This is a genomic window from Streptomyces sp. NPDC059455, from assembly GCF_042750115.1.
GTDB lineage: Bacteria > Actinomycetota > Actinomycetes > Streptomycetales > Streptomycetaceae > Streptomyces > Streptomyces endocoffeicus.
In genome coordinates, this window is record NZ_JBHYVB010000098.1 from 21,752 (window position 1) to 40,113 (window position 18,362).

17 protein-coding genes are annotated in these 18,362 nt (G+C 70.6%); 5 read left to right on the plus strand and 12 right to left on the minus strand.

All coding sequences use genetic code 11. The annotated features are described in order from the left end of the window. Nucleotides 1–136: 136 nt before the first annotated feature. On the minus strand, nt 137–304 hold the full coding sequence (locus tag ACFXB5_RS30130; protein WP_020870302.1) for a hypothetical protein: 168 nt from the start codon (nt 302–304) through the stop codon (nt 137–139). Between the two features lie 164 nt (nt 305–468). Between ACFXB5_RS30130 and ACFXB5_RS30135 the strand changes: the two genes are divergently transcribed. The 3 genes from ACFXB5_RS30135 to ACFXB5_RS30145 are packed head-to-tail and all read left to right on the plus strand — an operon-like array spanning nt 469 to nt 2,294. Then, nucleotides 469–825 (plus strand): PRC-barrel domain-containing protein, encoded by a 357-nt coding sequence (locus ACFXB5_RS30135; RefSeq protein WP_385213500.1) that lies wholly within the window; start codon nt 469–471, stop codon nt 823–825. 39 nt (nt 826–864) lie between these two features. Then, the gene (locus ACFXB5_RS30140; RefSeq protein WP_385213503.1) at nt 865–1,035 is read left to right on the plus strand and encodes a hypothetical protein; all 171 of its coding nucleotides are present in this window, start codon (nt 865–867) and stop codon (nt 1,033–1,035) included. After that, nucleotides 1,032–2,294, plus strand: a complete 1,263-nt coding sequence (locus ACFXB5_RS30145; protein WP_385213505.1) for a glycosyl hydrolase family 8 — start codon at nt 1,032–1,034, stop codon at nt 2,292–2,294. The genes ACFXB5_RS30140 and ACFXB5_RS30145 overlap by 4 nt, the downstream gene beginning before the upstream one ends. Here the strand turns inward: ACFXB5_RS30145 and ACFXB5_RS30150 are convergent. From ACFXB5_RS30150 to ACFXB5_RS30200, 11 genes are all read right to left on the minus strand, one after another. Further along, a complete protein-coding gene (locus ACFXB5_RS30150) occupies nt 2,269–3,216 on the minus strand; it encodes a polyprenyl synthetase family protein (RefSeq protein ID WP_385213507.1) in 948 nt (315 codons plus the stop codon). The genes ACFXB5_RS30145 and ACFXB5_RS30150 overlap by 26 nt on opposite strands. Nucleotides 3,217–3,315: 99 nt before the next feature. After that, entirely contained in the window at nt 3,316–5,223 is a 1,908-nt protein-coding gene (locus ACFXB5_RS30155) for a GAF domain-containing sensor histidine kinase (RefSeq protein ID WP_385213510.1), read from the minus strand. Beyond that, nucleotides 5,220–5,909, minus strand: a complete 690-nt coding sequence (locus tag ACFXB5_RS30160) for a response regulator transcription factor (RefSeq protein ID WP_037955385.1) — start codon at nt 5,907–5,909, stop codon at nt 5,220–5,222. Before ACFXB5_RS30160 ends, ACFXB5_RS30155 begins: the two co-directional genes overlap by 4 nt. A 5-nt stretch (nt 5,910–5,914) precedes the next feature. Beyond that, entirely contained in the window at nt 5,915–6,547 is a 633-nt protein-coding gene (locus tag ACFXB5_RS30165; protein WP_385213514.1) for a phosphatase PAP2 family protein, read from the minus strand. Between the two features lie 354 nt (nt 6,548–6,901). After that, nucleotides 6,902–7,591: a response regulator gene (locus ACFXB5_RS30170; RefSeq protein ID WP_385213517.1), complete on the minus strand. Its 690-nt coding sequence runs from the start codon at nt 7,589–7,591 to the stop codon at nt 6,902–6,904. Continuing rightward, nucleotides 7,588–9,522, minus strand: a complete 1,935-nt coding sequence (locus ACFXB5_RS30175) for a PAS domain S-box protein (RefSeq protein ID WP_385213520.1) — start codon at nt 9,520–9,522, stop codon at nt 7,588–7,590. The genes ACFXB5_RS30170 and ACFXB5_RS30175 overlap by 4 nt, the downstream gene beginning before the upstream one ends. 2 nt (nt 9,523–9,524) lie before the next feature. Next, nucleotides 9,525–9,956 carry a hypothetical protein gene (locus tag ACFXB5_RS30180; protein WP_385213523.1) on the minus strand — a complete coding sequence of 144 codons (432 nt, stop codon included), beginning with the start codon at nt 9,954–9,956 and terminating at the stop codon, nt 9,525–9,527. Between the two features lie 190 nt (nt 9,957–10,146). Next, nucleotides 10,147–11,739 (minus strand): hypothetical protein, encoded by a 1,593-nt coding sequence (locus ACFXB5_RS30185; RefSeq protein ID WP_385213526.1) that lies wholly within the window; start codon nt 11,737–11,739, stop codon nt 10,147–10,149. Nucleotides 11,740–11,763: 24 nt separating this feature from the next. After that, complete coding sequence (locus tag ACFXB5_RS30190) at nt 11,764–13,773, minus strand: glycosyltransferase family 39 protein (RefSeq protein ID WP_385213528.1); 2,010 nt, start codon at nt 13,771–13,773, stop codon at nt 11,764–11,766. Continuing rightward, complete coding sequence (locus tag ACFXB5_RS30195) at nt 13,763–15,058, minus strand: glycosyltransferase (RefSeq protein WP_385213530.1); 1,296 nt, start codon at nt 15,056–15,058, stop codon at nt 13,763–13,765. Before ACFXB5_RS30195 ends, ACFXB5_RS30190 begins: the two co-directional genes overlap by 11 nt. Then, on the minus strand, nt 15,055–15,564 hold the full coding sequence (locus ACFXB5_RS30200; protein ID WP_385213533.1) for a GtrA family protein: 510 nt from the start codon (nt 15,562–15,564) through the stop codon (nt 15,055–15,057). Before ACFXB5_RS30200 ends, ACFXB5_RS30195 begins: the two co-directional genes overlap by 4 nt. A 294-nt stretch (nt 15,565–15,858) precedes the next feature. On the opposite strand from ACFXB5_RS30200, the gene ACFXB5_RS30205 reads away from it, so the two are divergent. Together ACFXB5_RS30205 and ACFXB5_RS30210 are read left to right on the plus strand one after the other, a co-directional pair. Further along, nucleotides 15,859–17,019 (plus strand): S8 family serine peptidase, encoded by a 1,161-nt coding sequence (locus ACFXB5_RS30205; RefSeq protein ID WP_385213536.1) that lies wholly within the window; start codon nt 15,859–15,861, stop codon nt 17,017–17,019. Nucleotides 17,020–17,037: 18 nt separating this feature from the next. Continuing rightward, entirely contained in the window at nt 17,038–18,111 is a 1,074-nt protein-coding gene (locus tag ACFXB5_RS30210) for a glycoside hydrolase family 6 protein (RefSeq protein WP_385213539.1), read from the plus strand. Nucleotides 18,112–18,362: the final 251 nt, after the last annotated feature.

The following is an 18,362-nucleotide window of genomic DNA, read 5'->3' on the forward strand; positions in this document are numbered from 1 at the left end:
ACGCGTAAAATTTTAATAACACCCTGTCAAAAAACCCCGATTAACCCCCACCACCACCCCCTACGGCGCCGGGCGGCAGTTTACGCCGGCCGGGCCCCTTCGTCCTGCGCTGTGGTTTATCTGTGCCGTCTTCGGGTTACCAGCGGTACCACCGCCCTCGTCGCCCGCCGACCGTCGGCCGGGCGATGAACCCGATCAGCCAGACGGCGAGCACGATGACCGCGATCCACCACAGAGCCTTCAGCGCGAATCCGGCGCCGAAGAGCAGCAGAGCGAGAAGAAGAACGACAAGCAGGGGGACCATGATTACCAACCTCCTCGCCGCGCCGGGTACCCCTTCGGGAATCCGGCACACCTGATCAATTCATGCCGTTTCGAACGCTCGGTTACTCCTGGTGGCCGGGTGGCGTGGCATCCCACGGTGAGCGGAGGCAGGCTGGAAGGGCAGAGGTCAGAGGGTGATACGTCATGATCCAGCCAGCCGATATCCGTGAGTGGCGCGACCAGGATGTCGTCGATGAGCAGGGCCGCAAGATCGGGGTGCTCGAGGCGATCTACGTGGCCACGTCCACCGACGAACCCGCCATGGCCACCGTCCGCACCGGACTGCCCACCCGTCACCGTCTGGTGTTCGTCCCCGTGGACGACGCGGTGGTCGGGCCCGGCTATGTGAAGGTCTCCTACACGCGGTCGCTGGTGAAGAAGGCACCCTCGCTCGGCGTGGACGATGTGCTGCCCGCGGAGCAGGAGGGGGCGATCTTCCAGCACTACGGGAAGGCGTACCAGTCCGGTGCGGGCGGCGGGCGGCAGCTCGCGCGCCGCTGATGGCCTAGGACGCTTGACGATCGAGGAGAGGTGTCGGCGGTGGCGCTCTTCCTGTTCCTGGTGATCGTGGCCATCGTGCTCGGCCTCATCGGCTGGGTGGTGCACGGGCTGGGCTATCTGCTGATCATCGGTGTGGTGGTGCTGGTGGTCGACATCGTCCTCGGGCTGGTGCGGCTGGCGCGGAGGCCCCGGCGGCGCCGGATCCGATGACGGGACGCGCCGGGGCCCGCGTCCCCTTCGGGGCGCATGCCATCCCGTACGTCCCCGGCACGCTGCGGCCCTCCGGCGACGCGGCGGCGGCCGACCGGCGGGTCCTGGACCACTACGAGCTGTGGAAGGCGTACTTCCTGCGGTCGGGCGACGCGGTGGGCGGCCGGGGCCGGTGCGCGGTGTTCACCCCCGACGCGGCGCACCCGTTCGTGGCCGAGGCCCAGGGCTACGGACTGATGATCACCGCGCTGATGGCGGGCGCCGACCCCGACGCCCACGCCCTCTTCGACGGCATCCTCCGGCACGTCCTGGCCCACCCCTCCGTGAACCACCCCGATCTGCACGCCGCCCAGCAGGACGCCGAGGGCCGGGACGTCGGCGGACGGGACTCGGCGACCGACGGCGACCTCGACATCGCGTACGGGCTGCTGCTCGCGGACCGGCAGTGGGGCGGCGGTCACGACGGCCACGGCGACTACGACGGCCACGGCGACTACGACTACGAGGCGCTCGCGGTGCGGCGGATCGACGCCGTCATGGAGTGCGAGGTGCACCCCACCACCCGGCTGACCAAGCTCGGCGACTGGTCCTCGGACCGCTATGACGAGGTCTCCCGTACGTCGGACTGGATGCCGGACCACTTCCGGGCGTTCCGGGCGGCCACGGGCGATCCGCGGTGGGACGAGGTACTGGACGCGCATCTGTCGCTGGCCGGGGCGCTGCGCGCCCGCCATGCCCCGGCCACCGGGCTGCTCCCCGACTTCGTCGTGGACACCACGTCCGGCGAGCCGAGGCCCGCGCCGGGGCAGGTCCTGGAGAGCCCGCACGACGGCGACTGCCACTGGAACGCCTGCCGCGTCCCCTGGCGGCTCGGCGCCGACGCGGTGACCAGCGGTGACGTACGCACCCGGGAGGCCGCGCGGGGGCTCAGCCGCTGGGCGAGGGCGGCGACGGGCGGTGATCCCGGGCGGATCCGGAGCGGATACCGGCTCGACGGCACGGCCTATGGGGACTGGGGCTCGCCCGCCTTCTTCGCGCCCTTCGCGGTCGCCGCGCTGACGGAGGGCGAGGTCGAGGGCGAGGGCGAGGACGACGGCGAGGGCGAGGACGACGACTCGGGGGTCGAAGGGGCGCGGGGCTGGCTGGACGCGCTGTGGGCGCGGATGTGCGCCTCCCCGCCCGATCCGGCCCGCGCCTACGCGGCGGGGGTGGGGCTCCAGTCAATGCTGGTGGTCAGCCACAACTACTGGGTGCCGTAGGCGCGGCCACCGTCTCGCACAGCGACTCCAGGGCGTCCCGCGCCGGGCAGTCGGGCAGCGCCGACAGGGCCGCGCGGGCCGCGTCGGCCTGACGGGCGGTCTCCTCGCGGGCCCGCTCCAGGACCGGATGGGTGCTCAGCCGCGCCACCGCCTCCGCGTGCCCCGCATGCTCGGCGGGCCCGGTGAGCAGCCCGTACAGCTCCCGGTCCGCGGGGCCCGCGGACCGTGCCAGCAGCAGGACGGGCAGGGTGGGGCGGCGGGCGGTGGGGGTCGCCATCTCGTCGGCGAGATGGCTCGCCACGCCGAGCCGTTCGCCGTACCGGGCGAGGGCGTCCGCGATGTCCGGGTCCGCCCCCGAGGCCAGTGCGCCCAGCCGTCCGGAGACGGCGGTCAGCGAGCCGGTCCGGCCCGCCAGCACGTCCAGATGGTGCTCGACGGGGTCGCGGCCGTCGCGCGGTCCGGTCGTCTCCAGGATCTGGCCGGTGACCTGCCGCCGGAACGCCTGGGCCTGGATCCGTACGGCCTTCGGCCCCAGGTCGGCCAGGATGTGCGAGGCGCGGGCGAAGAGGAAGTCGCCGGTGAGCACCGCCACCGTGTTGTCCCAGTTGGCGTCCGGGCGCGGGGCGTCGCGCCGTACGGCCGCCTCGTCCCGGACGTCGTCGTGGTAATGGATGGCCAGATGGGTCAGTTCGACGACCACGGCGGCGGGCACCACGCCCGGGGCGCCGGGGTCGCCGAACCGCGCCGCCAGCAGCACCAGCAGCGGCCGGAGCCGTCGCCCGGCCGTGCGGGTCAGCTCCCGCGCGGCCTCGGTGATGAACGGCACATCGCTCTTGGTGGCCCGCAACAGGCCCTCTTCCACCGCCGCTTGGCCGGCCCGGAGGCCGTCCGCCAGCGCGTGGTCCCGCACGGTCGGCTGCATGGACAGAAATGTCTCATATGTCGTCAGCGGCGGGCTTGAGGGCGTGTCATCGGCGGCTGGTTTCAGGACGTCGTCAGCGAGTGGTCCCAGGGCGACGGATCAGGAGTCCGGCGCGGCCGGGATCCTGGCCCGGATGCGGCTTCCCTGGCCGGGGCGGCTGTCCACGTTGAGCGTGCCGCCCACCTCGCGGGCCCGCTCCCGCATGGAGAGCAGCCCGAGATGGCCGGGGAAGGAGCCCTTGCAGTCGAAGCCCACGCCGTCGTCGGCGACCGTCAGGGTCACCGCGCCCGGTTCGTTGAGCAGATGGAGCCGTACGTTCCGGGCCTGCGAATGCTTGGCGACGTTGTGCAGCGACTCCTGGGCGATCCGGTACAGGGCGTGCTTGGCCTCCGGTGTGGTCTTCGGTTCGGCGTCCAGCTTCGCCTCGGTGGTGATCCCGTACCGGGCCCGGAGCGCCTCGACATGCTGGATGAGCGCGGCCACCAGGCCCTCGGTCTCCAGCGATTCGGGCCGCAGCCGGCACAGCAGGGCCCGGGTCTCGGCGATCGCGGCGTCCGCGAGCCGCCGTATGTACTCGATGGGTTCGGCGAGTTCGGCCAGCTCGGCGAGGTCCACGACCTCGCCGGCGGTCTCGTGCCCCGCCGCCGGATCGATCCGACCCGGCGCTTCCGCATGACTCGTCGTCCTGGCCCGGCCTTCCACCGGCTCCGCGTTGTCGATGTCGCGTTCGAGCATCTCGCGGGCGGTGCGGGCGCCCAGCGCGATGCCGTAGAGCGCCTGTGAGACCGAGTCGTGGAGCTCGCGCGAGATGCGATGCCGCTCCTCATGGACGGCCTTGTCCTGAGTGGCCGCCCGTTGTCGGTCGTTCTCCACCGCGCAGGAGGCGTGCCCCGCGATCACCTCCAGGAGGGTGATGTCCGCCTCGCCGGGGTCGCGGCCGGGCGGGAAGTGGCAGCACATCGCGCCGATCGCGGTGGATTCGCGCAGCAGCGGCCACGCGGCCACCGCGCCCCGGGCGGGGCCCTCGCCGTCCGCGCCGGTACGGCCGCCGCCGTGGATGACGGGCGCGGCCCCGCCGATCGCCTCCAGCGCCGGTTTCCGCGACGGCGGGGTGTGGCCGTGGCCGCCGCCGACCAGGCGCAGATTCGCCGACGGGCCGGGCTCCAGCAGATAGACCGTGCAGCTCGCGGCGCCGGTACGGGCCACCGCGCCCGCGGCCAGGGAGTCCAGGGTCCGCCGTACGCAGGGCCCGGAGGAACGGGGGAACACCGAGGGGACGGACGAGCCCCAAGGAGAACCGGAGGGCCCAGCGGGCCCCGGAGTACCAGCGGCCCCGGCGGACCCCGACGCCCCTGGCGCCCCGGCGGACCCCGAAGGCCCCACAGTTCCCGACGACCCCGAAGCCTCCGGAAGCCCCGACGACCCCAAGGACGAGCCCCCGGAACCGTTGGTGCCCGGTCCGGCCGCCGCCGACGCCAGCCGCCGCAGATGCTCCCGGTGCCGGATCTGGGCGACCGCGTGGCCCGCGGCCGCCGCGAAGAGGCCCACGGTGCTCACATCGGCGTGGGTGAGCCGGCGCCCGCCGCCGCGGTTCGCCACCTCGATCACCCCCACCGGGTGGCCGCGCACCAGCAGCGGCACGTCCAGCACCGAGGCCGGGACCGCGTGCCGGGGGTCCCGGCCGCGCCGGCGCCGCCGCCGCTCGTCACCGGAGACCGTGGGCCGTCCGGCGCGGATCGCCTGGCGGGCGGGGGAGGAGCCGCCGGGCGTCAGGGGTCCGCTCGGCGCGGTCCACGGGGCGCCGTCGGTGGCCCGTATCGTCAGGACGTCGCCCGGTTCCAGCACCATCACCCGGGCCATATCGGCGCCCAGGAGCTCCCGCACCCGGCGGGCGATCAGCCGGAGCGTGGCGTCGGCGGTGTCGCCTGCCAGGATGTGTTGGGTGACCTCGGCGAGCGCGGTGGCGCTCCGCCTCCGCCGGGTCGGGGTCCACCGGGTACTGATCACGCCGACCACCACTGCTCCCTCGTCGTCGACTCCACTGCTTCCGGAGGGGTGAGCTCACCCGCGGGCACCAGGCCGGACTGCACCGCGTAGACCGCCGCCTGGGTCCGGCTGTGCACCCCGAGCTTGGTCAGGATGTGGCTCACATACGTCTTCACCGTCTGCTGGCCGATCCGCAGATCGTGGGCGATCTCCTTGTTGGCCTTGCCGCGCGCGAGCATGGTCAGCACCTCGGTCTCCCGCTCGGTGAGCTGCTCCGGGCCGCTGGGCTCCCTGACCTGGCCCATCAGCCGGGAGATCGCGGCGGGGGAGACATGGATCTGGCCCGCGGCCGCGGCCTTCACCGCGTTGCGGAGGTCGTCGGCCTCGGCGTTCTTCAGCAGGAAACCGATGGCGCCCGCCCGGACCGCGCCCATGACCATGGCGTCGTCGAGGGAGCTGGTCAGCGCCACCACCTCGACCTCGGGGAGGTCCTGGCGGATCTCCGCCGTGGCGGATACGCCGTCCATGACCGGCATCAGCAGATCCATCAGGACGACGTCGGGGCACAGCTCCCGGGCCAGCCGCACGGCTTCCCGGCCGTTGGTCGTCTCGCCGACCACCTTGATGTCGTTGTCGAGGCCAAGGATCATGCGCAGGCCCTGCCGGACCACCGCATGGTCGTCTGCTATCAGCACGCGAAGCGCCACTTGGTTCACCTGCCCATGGAGTACCCCGCCGCACGAGCGGAGACATACGCGGAAACGGTCGCGATCAGCGGTTCGAAGAGGGGGAGGGCCAGCAGGACGAGGACGCCCGCCGCCCATCCGCCCAGGACGTCACTCACCCAGTGGGTGCCCAGGTAGACGGTGGTCAGACCGACGCCGACGGCCATCACGCAGGCGACCAGCGCGCCCGTCCGCCGGTGGTGACCGGCGAGATAGGCGAGGGTGCCCCAGACGACGACGGCGTTGGCGGCGTGACCGGAGGGGAAGACCATGCCGCCGTGGAAGAGCTCGGCGGATCCGGGGGTCCGGGCGTCGTACGGGCCCAGCCGCCCGGTGACGATCTTGACGGCGCCGACGCTCGCGTTGAGCAGCAGCAGCGCCAGGCCCAGGACCAGCGGCGGACGCGGGCTCCGGGTCCGGCCGCCGCGCCAGACGGCCCAGGCCAGGGCGGCCAGGGCGGTGGGGCCGCGCTGGCCCGTGATGACGAAGGCGTCCAGCACCGGCCGGACCCGCGGCCACTGTTGGTACGGCTTGAACAGGGCCACCTGCCAGTCGAACCGGACCAGCTGCGAGCCGGTGAGGACGGCCGTGAGGACCGCCGCGTAACAGGCGGCGGCCACCAGGAGGGCGATCGTGTGCCCGCGGCTCAGCGGGCATCGGATCTGTCCAGGGACTCGCATGAGGAGGGAACCCGTCTCGGTAGCTCCGCGATTCCATCCGAAGGGGGACTTTCCGTCCCAATCGGCCCCGGTCGCCCCGCCCCAGGTGGTCCCGGCCCCAGCCTCAGGTGGTCCCACCCCAGGTGGTCCCGGCCCCAGCCCCCCATCCGTACGGGCCCGTCCAGGTGAACCCGTACGGCGGAACGCAAACGGCCCCCCGCACCAGAGGGGGCCCATCGCCGCACCATAGGGGGCCGCCGCCGTACCGAAGGCGGAACCGGGTCAGATCAGCCCGTCACTCACCCACTCACTCATTCACTCCTCCGGCCTCTCCGGCTGCGCGGGCTTGAAGCCGAATTCGGCGGCCTTCGCGACCGCCTCCAGCTGTGAGCGCGCCTCCAGCTTCTCCAGGATCCTGCGCACATGGGTGCGCACGGTGGCGTAGCTGATGCTCAGCCGTTCCGCGACGGCCCGGTTGTCCAGGCCGTGGCTCATCAGCGTGAGGATCTCCTGCTCGCGCGGGGTCAGGCTCTCCAGGCGCTCGGTCTGCTCGGCGGTGGACCGCGCGTCCTCGCGGTGCCGCGCCAGCACCTCCACCAGCGTGCTGGCCGGGATGAGGGTCTCGCCCTCGGCGGCCGAGCGGATGGCGGACGCGATCTCGTCGCCGCTCGCCGACTTCAGCAGATAGCCGCAGGCGCCCGCCTCCACGGCGGCCAGCAGCGCCGAGTCGCTGGCGTCGGCGCTGAGGATCACGATGGCGACGGACGGGTCATGGGCCCGGATGCCGCCGGCCGCGTCGGCCCCGGTGCCGTCGGGCAGCCGGAAGTCGACCAGCGCCACATCGGGCTTCATCTCCTTGGCCATGGGCACGGTCTCGGCGACCGAGTCGGCCCAGCCGACCACCGTCAGATCCGAGTACTCGGCCAGCAGGGCCCACAGCCCCTCGGCCACCACCCGGTGGTCCTCGACGATCAGCACCTTCGTCAATTCGGGAGGTGCGGTCACGGCTGCGGGTCCCCTTCGGGGGAGTCGGGGGAGGTTGGGGAGTCGGGGCAGTCGGGGTTGGCGAGCGGCGCGTCCGGGGCAGTGCCGAGCGGCACCCAGAACTCCACGGTGGTGCCGGAGCCGGGTTCGCTCTCGATCCGGCACCAGCCGCCCGCGATCTGGGCCCGCTCCTGGATCAGGGAGAGCCCGAGGTGGCCGGGGCGGGACTCGACCTCGAGCGGGTTGTAGCCCTCGCCGTCGTCGACGATCCGCACCAGGCAGCCGTCGTCGAGCCCGAGCAGCTGCACATGGACCGTCTTGGCGTGGGCGTGCTTGCGCACGTTCACCAGCGCTTCCTGGGCGGTCCGGTAGATCAGCGCCATCGTCTCGGCCGGGGGGTGGGCGGTGAGCCGGTCCTCCAGCCGGTAGGTGATGCCGGTCTCGGTGCGTATCTGCTCCAGCAGGCCGCGCAGCGCCCCGGCCAGGCAGCCGTGCTCCAGGCTGGACGGCCGCAGGTCGAAGATCAGCTGGCGCAGTCGGCTGAGCGAGAGCTTCAGGGTCTCGTCCAGCTTGTCCATCACCCGCTGCTCGTCCGGGTCCCGCAGCCGTCGGCGCAGCTGCTGGAGGCGGAGGCTGGCGGCGGTGATCACCTGGATGGTGTCGTCGTGGATGTCGGCGGCGATCCGGCCGCGCTCGGCCTCCTGGGCGTGGACCAGATGGCTGAGCAGCGCCTGGCGGTCGCGGTCGGTGACCTCAAGCAGCTCCAGGCTGCGCTCCAGGACGAACTGGGCGCGCTGCACCTCGGTGATGTCGCGGACGGTCAGGACGGTGAGCAGGCCCTCCTCCGTACGCAGCGGGCTGATGCTGACGTCGGCGGGGAACTGCTTGGCGTCGCTGCGCCGCCCGACCAGCTCCATGCTGTGGCCGACCGGCTCCTCGAGGCTGTCGTCCCATTCGCGCAGCGAGACGGTGAGCGGCTGGTCGGGCAGCAGCGCCTCCACGGCCCGGCCGATCAGATGGTCGCGGTCGTAGCCGAAGAGCGCCTCGGTGCGGTGGTTGGCCGCCTGGATCCGGCCGCCGGTGTCCACGATCAGCATCGCGTCCGGGGAGGACTCGATCAGCTGGCGGAATCGGCTCTCGGCCGCCCGCAGCTGGCTGAGGTCGGCGACGAAGACCACTCCGCGGGGCTGTCGGCCCTGCAGATGGCCGCCGCTGAACTGGGCGGGGAACTCGCTGCCGTCGCGGCGGCGGCCGCTCATCGCGGACGGCGTGGTGAAGACCCGGCCGATCAGCTGCTCGGAGGCGGTGCGGTAGCGCTCGGGGACGAGGTCCCGCAGCCGCTTGTCGCGCAGCTCCGCCGAGCTGTAGCCGAACATGTGCCGGATGTGGGCGTTGGCGTACTCGATCCGGCCGCGCGGGCCGACCACGAGCACTCCGCAGGGCGCGTGGCCGAGCAGCTCCAGATACGAGTCCTCCAGGCGGTTGCCGACCAGGTCCTCGAACCGCCAGGAGGCGCGTTCGGCGCGGCGCAGCGGCTCGGCGCAGTCGGTGAGGAGCTCGGCGGACATGCTGAACTGATCGCGGGCGGCCCGGATGATCGCCTCGAGGATCTCCTCGGCGGGGGTGCCCTTGACCAGATAGCCGCTGGCCCCGACGGCGAGCATGTTCAGCACGGTCTCGCGTTCGCCGTGGGCGGACAGCGCCACCACCCGGGCCTCGGGGACCTGGTCGCGGATGGCCCGGACGCTGCTGGGGGCGTCGCCCCGGGGCATGTGCACATCCATGATCACGACCTGCGGGTGGTGATCCACCGCCGCCCGCACGGCCTGCTCATGGTTGATGGCCAGGCCCACCAGCTCCAGGTCCGGGTGGGAGTCGATGAGGTCGGCGAGCGCCTCACGGACGGCCGGGTCGTCATCGGCCACCACAACGGCGATCCGGTTGTCGCCCATCGCTACCCACCTCCCTTGAGGACGGCACCCTGCAGTTCGCGGGGCTCGAGTTCATCGCGCCGGCAGTGCGCCAGCGATGGCATGACCGCGGCCAGCGGCGCGACCAGCACGTTGTAGTGGCTTCCGATGCGGTCGCAGACGGCGACCGCGGTCGCGGCGTCCCAGACCGCGGCCCAGAAGGCCCAGTCGTGTTTCTTGTGGTTCTGCGCGGCGTCCAGGGCGGCCCGGCGCGCCACCGAGGCGGCGACCAGGATCCGGTACCGCTCCTCGGGCGTGGTGGTGTGGTGGACCACTGCCCAGCCCTCGGCGCGGGTCTGGCTGGACGTCTGCTTCCACAGATCGGCCACCCGGTCGATCTCCTCCGGGGAGAGGTCCTCGATATGGGTCAGGAATTGTAGGACTCTTCGTGAGTTAGGGCCGAAAACTACGCTCATAGGACACTCCAGGACGCATGGTACATCTACGGAACTGGTGAGCCGCCCGGGTGAGCCGCCCCACGGCCGTCGGCGGCCGGTCGTTCCCTGGAACGTGGGCCTGTTTCCCGGCCGTGTCCGCCGCTTCCCGCCGCTTCCCGGCGGACGGCACGGCCCGGCCCACGTTCTCCCTCGGCGCCACTCGCGGTCCCTAATCCCCGCGGCCCTGGGACATATTGATGCTCGCCCTGGCGACGCCACCGCTCTTCTGGCCGATGAGCTGGAAGGACACACCGCTCTCATCCGCCGGAGTGATCTTGTACGAGCCCACGGCCGCCGCCTTGCCCCGGCTGTCCACCTGGAAGGTCCCGATCTTGCGCTGGGCCTTCGAGCCCGAACCGGCGTAGGCGGTCACCGTCTCGCCCGGGGCGAACCCCGCGACATAGAAGCTGAGCGTGGTGCCCGCCCTGCCGCCGAAGGCGCTGGGCTCGGCGGACGGGGTGTACGGCAGCACGGTGAAGCCCGAGCGGACCACGGCCCGGCTCTGGTCGCCGATCGCCATCAGCGTCTGCCGCCCCTTGAGGCCGAACGGCACGTTGAACGCCACATCGCGGATCTGGCCCATGCCGTTCGCCTGGGCGGTGAAGGCCGGCAGACCACCGGTGGAGTTGATGTAGACCAGCACCCGCTCGCCGGGCGCGAACTTGTTGGCGGACAGCGTGATCCGCTGACCCGCCTTGAGCGCGTACGGCTTGGACTTCATCGAGGGGTACATGGCCAGCATCTGGAAGGGCGCGGTGGCCGTGGTCTTGCTGCGCTTGCCCACCAGGACCAGGGTGCTGGAGCCGGTCGGGGCCACGCCCACCTTGATCGCCGCGTGGGCGACGCCGCCGCTGCCGTCGGTGTGCAGCGTGGTGACGGGGATGCCGGTGGTCCGTCCCCAGAAGACATCGATCGGCTCACCCGGGCGGAAGCCGCGGGCCGAGACCGTCACCACGTCGCCGGGGCGGCCCACCAGCTTGTTGATCTTGGCGGTGCCGACGGCGCCACCGGTGATCACCTTGGCCTCCGCCGTCTTGGTGCTACCGCGCTGCTGGGCGACCAGCGTCGCGGGCCGGTTGCCCGCGGTGTCGGGCATGGTGAACCGGGCGTAGATCGACCCGAACCGGTCCGAGCGGACGCTGCCGATGGCGCGGCCCTTGGTGTCCGACTTCCGGGCCTTGAGCAGGATGTCCACGGTGGCCTTCTTGTCGAAGCCACCGCCCTCGACCGCGGCGCTGCCGCCGGGGGTGACCAGGCCCGGGTTGATCACGATGATCGGGCCGGACGCCTGGGGGACCCGCTGATTGCCCAGCTTGATGGTCTTGGGCTGCTTGGGCGGGCGTATCTCCTGCTCCTGCCTGGGGTGCTGCTCCTTCTTCGGGGCGCTGCCGCCTCCGCTGCCGGTGGTGTTCAGGGCGCCTCCGAAGCCGCCGCGCGCGACCACCTGGACGAGCGATCCGACGATCGCGAAGACCACGAGTGCGAGCAGGACGGTCTTCCAGGTGAGCTTCTTCTTCTTGTCACCGGCGGGGGTGTCCTCCCCGTCGAGGGTGTTCTCCTCGTCGGGGATGTTCTCCTCATCGAGGGTGCTTTCCTCGTCGAGGATGTCCTCCTCCTCGGGGATTTCCTCGTCCTCGGGGATATCCTCCTCGTCGGGGACGTCCTCGTCCTCGGAGATTTCCTCCTCCTCGGGGATTTCCTCCTCGTTCTCGGGATCATCCCTGTCCTCCGGAACATCCCAGTCGTCGTCGTACTCAGGCATGGCCTTCACCTCCTCTTCCCATGGCTACTGCACACGGTAGATTTCCAGCTTGATATTGCCCCGGGTCTGCGACCAGACGCGGGTGGAATTTCGCAGCGCCTGGAGAATCCAGTTCTCTCGGCCGTCGCCATTGTTGAGCATCATGGATCTGCGCATCTTGTTCGACATGATGATGTAGTCCACGTACTGCCATTTCTTCTTGAACAGTTTGTCGCGGACATCCGGGTCGGACGAGGCGTTCCAGTGGGAATGCGCGTACGGGTAGAACGGGCGCACATCGTGCAGTTCACCCCATAGGTCGTCGTCCATGATGATGCGCGAATTCGGCGGTACGTGCTTGCGCACCCAGGCGATCTGGGCATGCTGCATTCCGGTGAGATTGATCTTCGGCTGATACTGGTCGGCGATCTGCGTATGGCCCTCGGTATTGGTGTGGACGAGATATCCGGAGGCCGGTGACGCCAGTAGCAGAATGGCCACGAACGACGGCACGGCGACCCGGGTCACAGAATGCGCGCCGCGCATGAACCGATTGGCGAACGTGCCCTTGAGCAGCCGGTCCGTCACCATGCCGAGGTTGAGCGCGAGCATCGGGATCAGCGGGGTGACATAGAAGTCCAGCACCACACTGCCGCGCACCAGATAGAAGGCGTATCCGAGGGCCAGCATCCCGGCGATCAGAAAGCCCAGATTGCGCCTGCGGTCCCGCATGCCGATCCACAGGCACATCACCATCGCGCACACCCCGGCGATCAGCAGGTACTTGTCCCGGACCAGCCAGCTGGTCTGCAGCAGCCCGGTGTGGCTGAAGAGGGTGCCCTGGTTGCGGTTGAGCTGCCACCACAGGGTGTAGAGCAGCGAGACATGGTCCGCGGGCGGGTTGTTCAGATCGAAGTCGAAACCGCTCGGCAGCAACTCGTTCTTGAGCAGTGCGTAGGTCACATAGGCGCCGATCGGCGTGGCCGCGGCGAACGGCCAGAGGGTGCTGGTGAACCGGCTGCTGGCCGAGCCCTTGACCCTCCGGTAGAGCAGATACATGAAGCTGGGCACGAAGAAGATCGCGTTCTCCTTGGTGATCAGGGCGATCCCCAGCGCGATCCCGCCGCCGAACACCGATCTGATCGTGACTTCCCGCCTGAGCAGCATGAACAGGCTCAGCAGCAGCCACAGCATCATCAGGTTGTCCAGCAGGACCTGCCGCTGGAAGTAGACCGCGATCGGCGAGACGTTGAAGAGGAACGAGGTGACGGTGGCGGCCAGCACACTGCCGGACAGCCGCCGGGCGATCTCGAACAGCAGATAGACGGCGGCGACATGCACCAGCAGCATCAGGAACCGTCCGGTGTTGATCGCGTTCCCGAAGGTCTCGAACTGCTTCGGCAGCGGGAAGACCCATCCGGCCAGGGTGATCCACCCCAGCGGGGCGTGGTCGTAGTCGTAGGTGTACGGGGACAGGCTGGTCTCCCGCACCAGCGACCACGCCCGCTGCATGTAGATGCCCTCGTCGGTGAGGTAGAGGGGGTAGCGGAACAGGTGGTAGCCGTGGGTGAGCAGCCCGGTCAGCAGGGAGACGACCAGGGCGATCTTGCCCTTGGTCCCCAGCGGGGGGAACCAGCCGCGCTCCACGGAGAACCGCGGGCGGCGGCGCGGACGCCGCGCGGGGGCCTCGGTGCCCTTGGCCGTCGCGGTGCTTTTGGCCGTCGCGGTGTTCTTGGCCGTCGCGGTGCTTTCGGCCGTCGTGGTGTTCTTGTTCGCTGTGGTCTTCTTGCTCGTCGCGGCGTTCTTGTTCGCTGTGGTCTTCCTGCCTGGCGCGGCGCTCTTGCTCGCCGCGGTCTTCTTGGCCGGCGCGGTGTTCTTGCTCGTCGTGGTGGTCTTGGCCGCCTCGGTGTTCTTGGCCGTCGTGGTGCTCTTGCCCGGCGCGGCGTTCTTGTTCGCCGTGGTCTTCTTGCCCGGTGCGGCGCTCTTGCTCGCCGCGGTCTTCCGGCCTTCCGCACCGACGGCCGACGGCCGCGAGGGCGTGGGGTTATCCGACACGCGACTCCGCCTCCTCGGTGGTGGCCCGGTGGGCGCCTACGTGCTGTGTTTTCTCCCAGTCGTGGCGGCCGAGCATCTCGCGCCGCATGGCCCGCAGCGCGGCGTACGCCAGCACCATCTGGAAGGGGAACCAGGCGATGGCCATGCGCACGATCGCCTTCGGCGAGGCTTCGAGGCCATGGGCGCCGGTGAACTCGTACAGGCCGACCGCCTGGACCAGAAAGTGCGCGGCCAGCAGCAGTACGGGCAGATACGAGCAGAGCGCGATCAGGACCGGCACCTTGAGGATGAGGATCATGCCGAGCGAGATCGGCAGATAGATGCCGAGCAGCGCCTGCCCGCGCGGGAACACCAGGACGTAGAAGGCGAGCCAGCGCTGTTTGCGCGTCGGCATCTTCTTCCAGGTGCCCTTCTTCAGGGTCTGCATAAAGCCCTGGCTCCAGCGGGTGCGCTGCCGGATGAAATGGCCGAGGGTCGGCGGGGTCTCCTCCTTGGTCACATACCGGTCGTCGTAGACGACGCGCACCCGCTCGCCCATGGCGGATATCCGCAGACCCATGTCGGCGTCCTCGGTGAGGTTGCGGTCGTCCCAGCCGCCGAGCCGCAGCAGCAGCTCACGGGCGAAGAAGACGGTGTTGCCGCCGAGCGGGATCGAGCCGAAGTGGGCGTGGTAGTGCAGCCGGCTCTTGAACCAGAAGAAGTACTCCAGGACGTTGAGCGTCGAGTACCAGTTGGACTCGTAGTTCATCAGCTGCACACCGGCCTGGACCACCCTGACCTTCTCCTGCACCATCACGGTGTTCACCAGGTTGAAGATCTCCGGGTGGATGTCGTCCTCCGCGTCGAAAATTGTCACCACCTGATTCGCGGTGTGCGGGAGAGCGGTGTTGAGGCCGTGCGGTTTGTTGATCGGCTTGTCGTCGAACACCACGACCCGCACATTGCGCAGCCCCTTCCGCTTCAGGTCGTCGATCTTCTCCTCGGCCTTTTTGATCGTGCCGTCGTCGTCCTGTGAGCAGATCACGAAGACCTCCAGCAGTTCGGCCGGATAGTTGGCCCGCACCACGCGCTCGATGGTGCTCTGGATGACGTCTTCCTCATGCCGGGCGGGCAGCAGGACACTGAAGGAGATCTGGGGCGGCAGGAATTCATCCGGCGCCCGGGCCCTCCGTTCGGCATCCGCCCGGTCCCAGGTGTAGAGCATGAGATAGAGGACATGGGCCGACTGCACGGTGAGCAGAACCGAGACCACGATCAGCACCAGGTAGATGATGGAGACAATCATCGGCTCCGCCTCCCCCAGACCCAGCCGGTACTCGACGCGAAGTTGACCGCGAAAGCCGCCGCGATGCCGACGCAATTCGCCAGCAGCAGATGCGTTCCGGTGTGCACCAGTGTCCAGACGATGAGCACATTGACCCCGAGTCCGCCCAGGACCGAGACATTGAACTTGATAAATCGTCGGAGGGACGGAGTGGCCACCGCGAAGGTCCACCGGTCGTTCAGCAGATAGTTGTGGACCACGGCGAGTTCCACCGCTATCGACGACGCCGCCAGCAGCGGCAGTCCGGCCCAGTGATAGAGGACGAAGAGAACCACCGTGTTCACGACCACACCGCCCCCGCCGACCACCGCGAAACGCAGGGCCAGACCGGGCATGCCCGCCATCGGGTTCCGGACCTGGCGGACTCGGGGCAGCATTCCGGCCCGCCTGCGGTCATTACGGTCGGTGCTGTCCGCCTCGTCGCCCGGCTCTCCGGTGCGCTCGCTGAACGTTCGGAAACGCTGCATCGCGACTCCCTCGACAGGAGGCTCTTATCGCCGTTGACCCAAGAGTGCGTCACCCGAAAAGGAGGTAGTACCCGCGCCCGGGGGAGCGGGTGGTACACCTTCGGCGGACCCCTCCTATCCCCCGTATTGGGGAGAGCCGGGGCCGGGGTATCCGGAGCGGTCCCCCAAAGAAGGGACGGGACGCTCACCCTCTCGTGGGTGCCAGTACCTGCGGGGGATGCCCAAAGATGAAATGGGCCGGACGGCCTTGCGTCCCGTGCGAGGAGAGTAGGTGACGTAATGTCAGGTCACGTGATGTCACGCCATCCATTCGCCGGCCGGGCCGGAGCGGTCATCGCGATGATGACACTCGCACTGGCCACGTCGGCTGCGGCAAGTGATTCCCAATCCGGTGGACTGCACGATTCCGAATGGGCGCTGACCGCGCTCAAGGCGGAGCGTGCCTGGAAATTCAGCAAAGGCGCCGGAGTGACCGTGGCGGTCATCGGCACCGGCGTCGACGCCTCCCATCCGGATCTGCGCGGGCGCGTGGTCCGCGGAAAGGATTTCGCGGGCGGCACCGGCGGCTACGGCACCCGGGACGGCGGCAAGGCCGCCGAGCAGGCCACCCATGCCGCCGGAATCATCGCCGGCACCGGCCGCAATTACCGCGGCGACGGGGTGTACGGGCTCGCGCCCAAGGCCAAGGTGATGCCGCTCGGCGTCTACCGCGACGGAAAGCCCCTCGCCGACCCCACCGCGAAGGCCATCCGGTACGCGGTGGACCATGGCGCGCGCGTCATCGACCTGGCCGTCGACTTCAAGCGGCCGACCCCCGCACTGCGGTCCGCGGTGAAGTACGCCGCCGGCAAGGACGCCGTGATCGTGGCCGGCGCGGGCGACAACGGCAAGATCGGCAACCGGCCCACCTACCCGGCCGCCCTCCCCGGAGTGGTCGCCGTGGTGGCCACCGACAAGAAGGGCGCCGTCTGGACCTCCTCCCACCACGGCGGGAAGACCCTCCTGGCCGCCCCCGGCGTCGCCATCCTCACCACCTCCGGAAACAACGACTACTGGACCGGCGACGGCACCGGCTTCGCGGCGCCCTGGGTCGCGGCGGGCGCCGCGCTGCTGCGCTCGGAACACCCCCGCTGGAACGCCAACCAGGTGGTCCAGAAGCTGATCGACACCGCCGACCGCAAGGGCTCCTCGGGCCACGACCCGCGCTATGGCTACGGGGTGATCGCCCCGGCCAAGGCGCTGGCGGACCGGGCCGCGCCCCCCGCCTCCGCCGAGCTCTCCGCGCCCCGCCGCCATCCGTCCGCCACCCCGGACGCAGCCGCCCCCAAAACCGAGGGGGATGAATCCGCCCTGGTCACGATAGGTGTGGTGGCCGGGGTCCTGGTGGTGCTCGCGATCCTGGCGGTGGTGCTCATCAGCCGCCGCAGGCCGCCCGACAACTCCCACCACGGCTGAGGCCGGGCAGGACTCGCCATGAGCATGAGACTGTGCGGCCGCGACCGCCGCCCCCGCCCGCCGGTGCGTGCCCGCACCTCCCGGTGGGCGGGGCGGGGCATCGCCCAGCTGATCGTGATGGTGCTGGTGGTCGAGGTGGTGATGGCGGCGACCACCGTGCAGGCCCTGTTCGTGGGCCCGGCGCGGCCGCCCGCCACCAAGCCGTCGCTCCCCGTGGCCAAGCCGTTCTTCCCGGCCACGACGCGCTTCTACGTCGACCCCCACAACCCGGCCGCGACCTGGGTGCGGGACCATCCGCACGACCGGCGGGCGGCGGCCATCGCCCGGCGGATCGCCGCCGAGCCTCAGGCCGCCTGGCTCACCGAGACCAATGAGTCCCTGATCGAGGAGCGGGCCCGCAACCTCGTCCGCACCGCCGCAGCCCAGCGACGGCTGCCGGTGCTGGTCCCCTACACCATCCCCCAGCGCGACTGCCAGCAGCTGAGCTCCGGCGGCGCCGGGAACACGGCCGCCTACCGGCGCTGGAGCGACGCCCTCACCCGGGGCATAGGGGACGGGCGCGCCATCGTCATCCTCGAACCGGACGCGCTCGCGCATATGAGCTGCCTCAAGCGGCGGCAGCAGACGGATCGGTTCGCGGCGCTGGCGTACGCGGCGCGGGCGCTCCAGCGGGGCGCGCCCCGCGCCCGGGTGTACTACGACGCCGGGAACTCCGGATGGGAGCCCGCGCGGACCATGGCCGAGCGGCTGCGGCGCGCCGGTATAGAGCGGTACGGGGACGGGATAGCGGTCAACGTCTCCAACTTCAACGCCACCGCCGACGAGGTGCGCTACGGGCTGTCCGTGGTCCGGGAGCTGCGTCGGCCCCGGCTGGGGGTCGTGGTGGACACCAGCCGTAACGGGGCGGGGCCCACGCGTAAGCACAGCTTCTGCGATCCGCCGGGCCGCAAGCTGGGCAGACCTCCCACCGCCGCCACGGGCATCCCCGGGGTCGATGCCTTCCTGTGGGTCAAGCAGCCGGGCCAGGCGGACGGCTGTGCCGCCGGTGCGGGGATGTTCGTCCCCGGCTACGCATACCGGCTGACGCGCTGACGCGCTGCCCTTCTCCGGGCCCCTCCCGGGTGTGTTGTCCGGCGAAGCGTGGCGCCTGCGGCGGGCTGTTTTCCCCTCCCCGCCCCTTCCCGAAACCGGGGCTCCGCCCCAGACCCCGGCCCGAGGCTTGGGCTCCGCCTCAGACCCCGGGCTTGGGCTCCGCCTCAGACCCCGGGCTTGGGCTCCGCCTCAGACCCCGGGCCGGGGCTTGGGCTCCGCCTCAGACCCCGGGCCGGGGCTTGGGCTCCGCC

Excerpts from the sequence above, each read along its gene's own strand:
- ACFXB5_RS30210 (WP_385213539.1), top strand. The coding sequence starts at position 17,038 with ATGAGCATGAGACTGTGCGGCCGCGACCGCCGCCCCCGCCCGCCGGTG.
- ACFXB5_RS30205 (WP_385213536.1), top strand. The coding sequence starts at position 15,859 with ATGTCACGCCATCCATTCGCCGGCCGGGCCGGAGCGGTCATCGCGATG.
- ACFXB5_RS30130 (WP_020870302.1), bottom strand. The coding sequence starts at position 304 with ATGGTCCCCCTGCTTGTCGTTCTTCTTCTCGCTCTGCTGCTCTTCGGC.
- ACFXB5_RS30175 (WP_385213520.1), bottom strand. The coding sequence starts at position 9,522 with ATGGGCGACAACCGGATCGCCGTTGTGGTGGCCGATGACGACCCGGCC.
- ACFXB5_RS30135 (WP_385213500.1), top strand. The coding sequence starts at position 469 with ATGATCCAGCCAGCCGATATCCGTGAGTGGCGCGACCAGGATGTCGTC.
- ACFXB5_RS30195 (WP_385213530.1), bottom strand. The coding sequence starts at position 15,058 with ATGATTGTCTCCATCATCTACCTGGTGCTGATCGTGGTCTCGGTTCTG.
- ACFXB5_RS30145 (WP_385213505.1), top strand. The coding sequence starts at position 1,032 with ATGACGGGACGCGCCGGGGCCCGCGTCCCCTTCGGGGCGCATGCCATC.
- ACFXB5_RS30185 (WP_385213526.1), bottom strand. The coding sequence starts at position 11,739 with ATGCCTGAGTACGACGACGACTGGGATGTTCCGGAGGACAGGGATGAT.
- ACFXB5_RS30180 (WP_385213523.1), bottom strand. The coding sequence starts at position 9,956 with ATGAGCGTAGTTTTCGGCCCTAACTCACGAAGAGTCCTACAATTCCTG.
- ACFXB5_RS30150 (WP_385213507.1), bottom strand. The coding sequence starts at position 3,216 with ATGCAGCCGACCGTGCGGGACCACGCGCTGGCGGACGGCCTCCGGGCC.
- ACFXB5_RS30200 (WP_385213533.1), bottom strand. The coding sequence starts at position 15,564 with ATGCAGCGTTTCCGAACGTTCAGCGAGCGCACCGGAGAGCCGGGCGAC.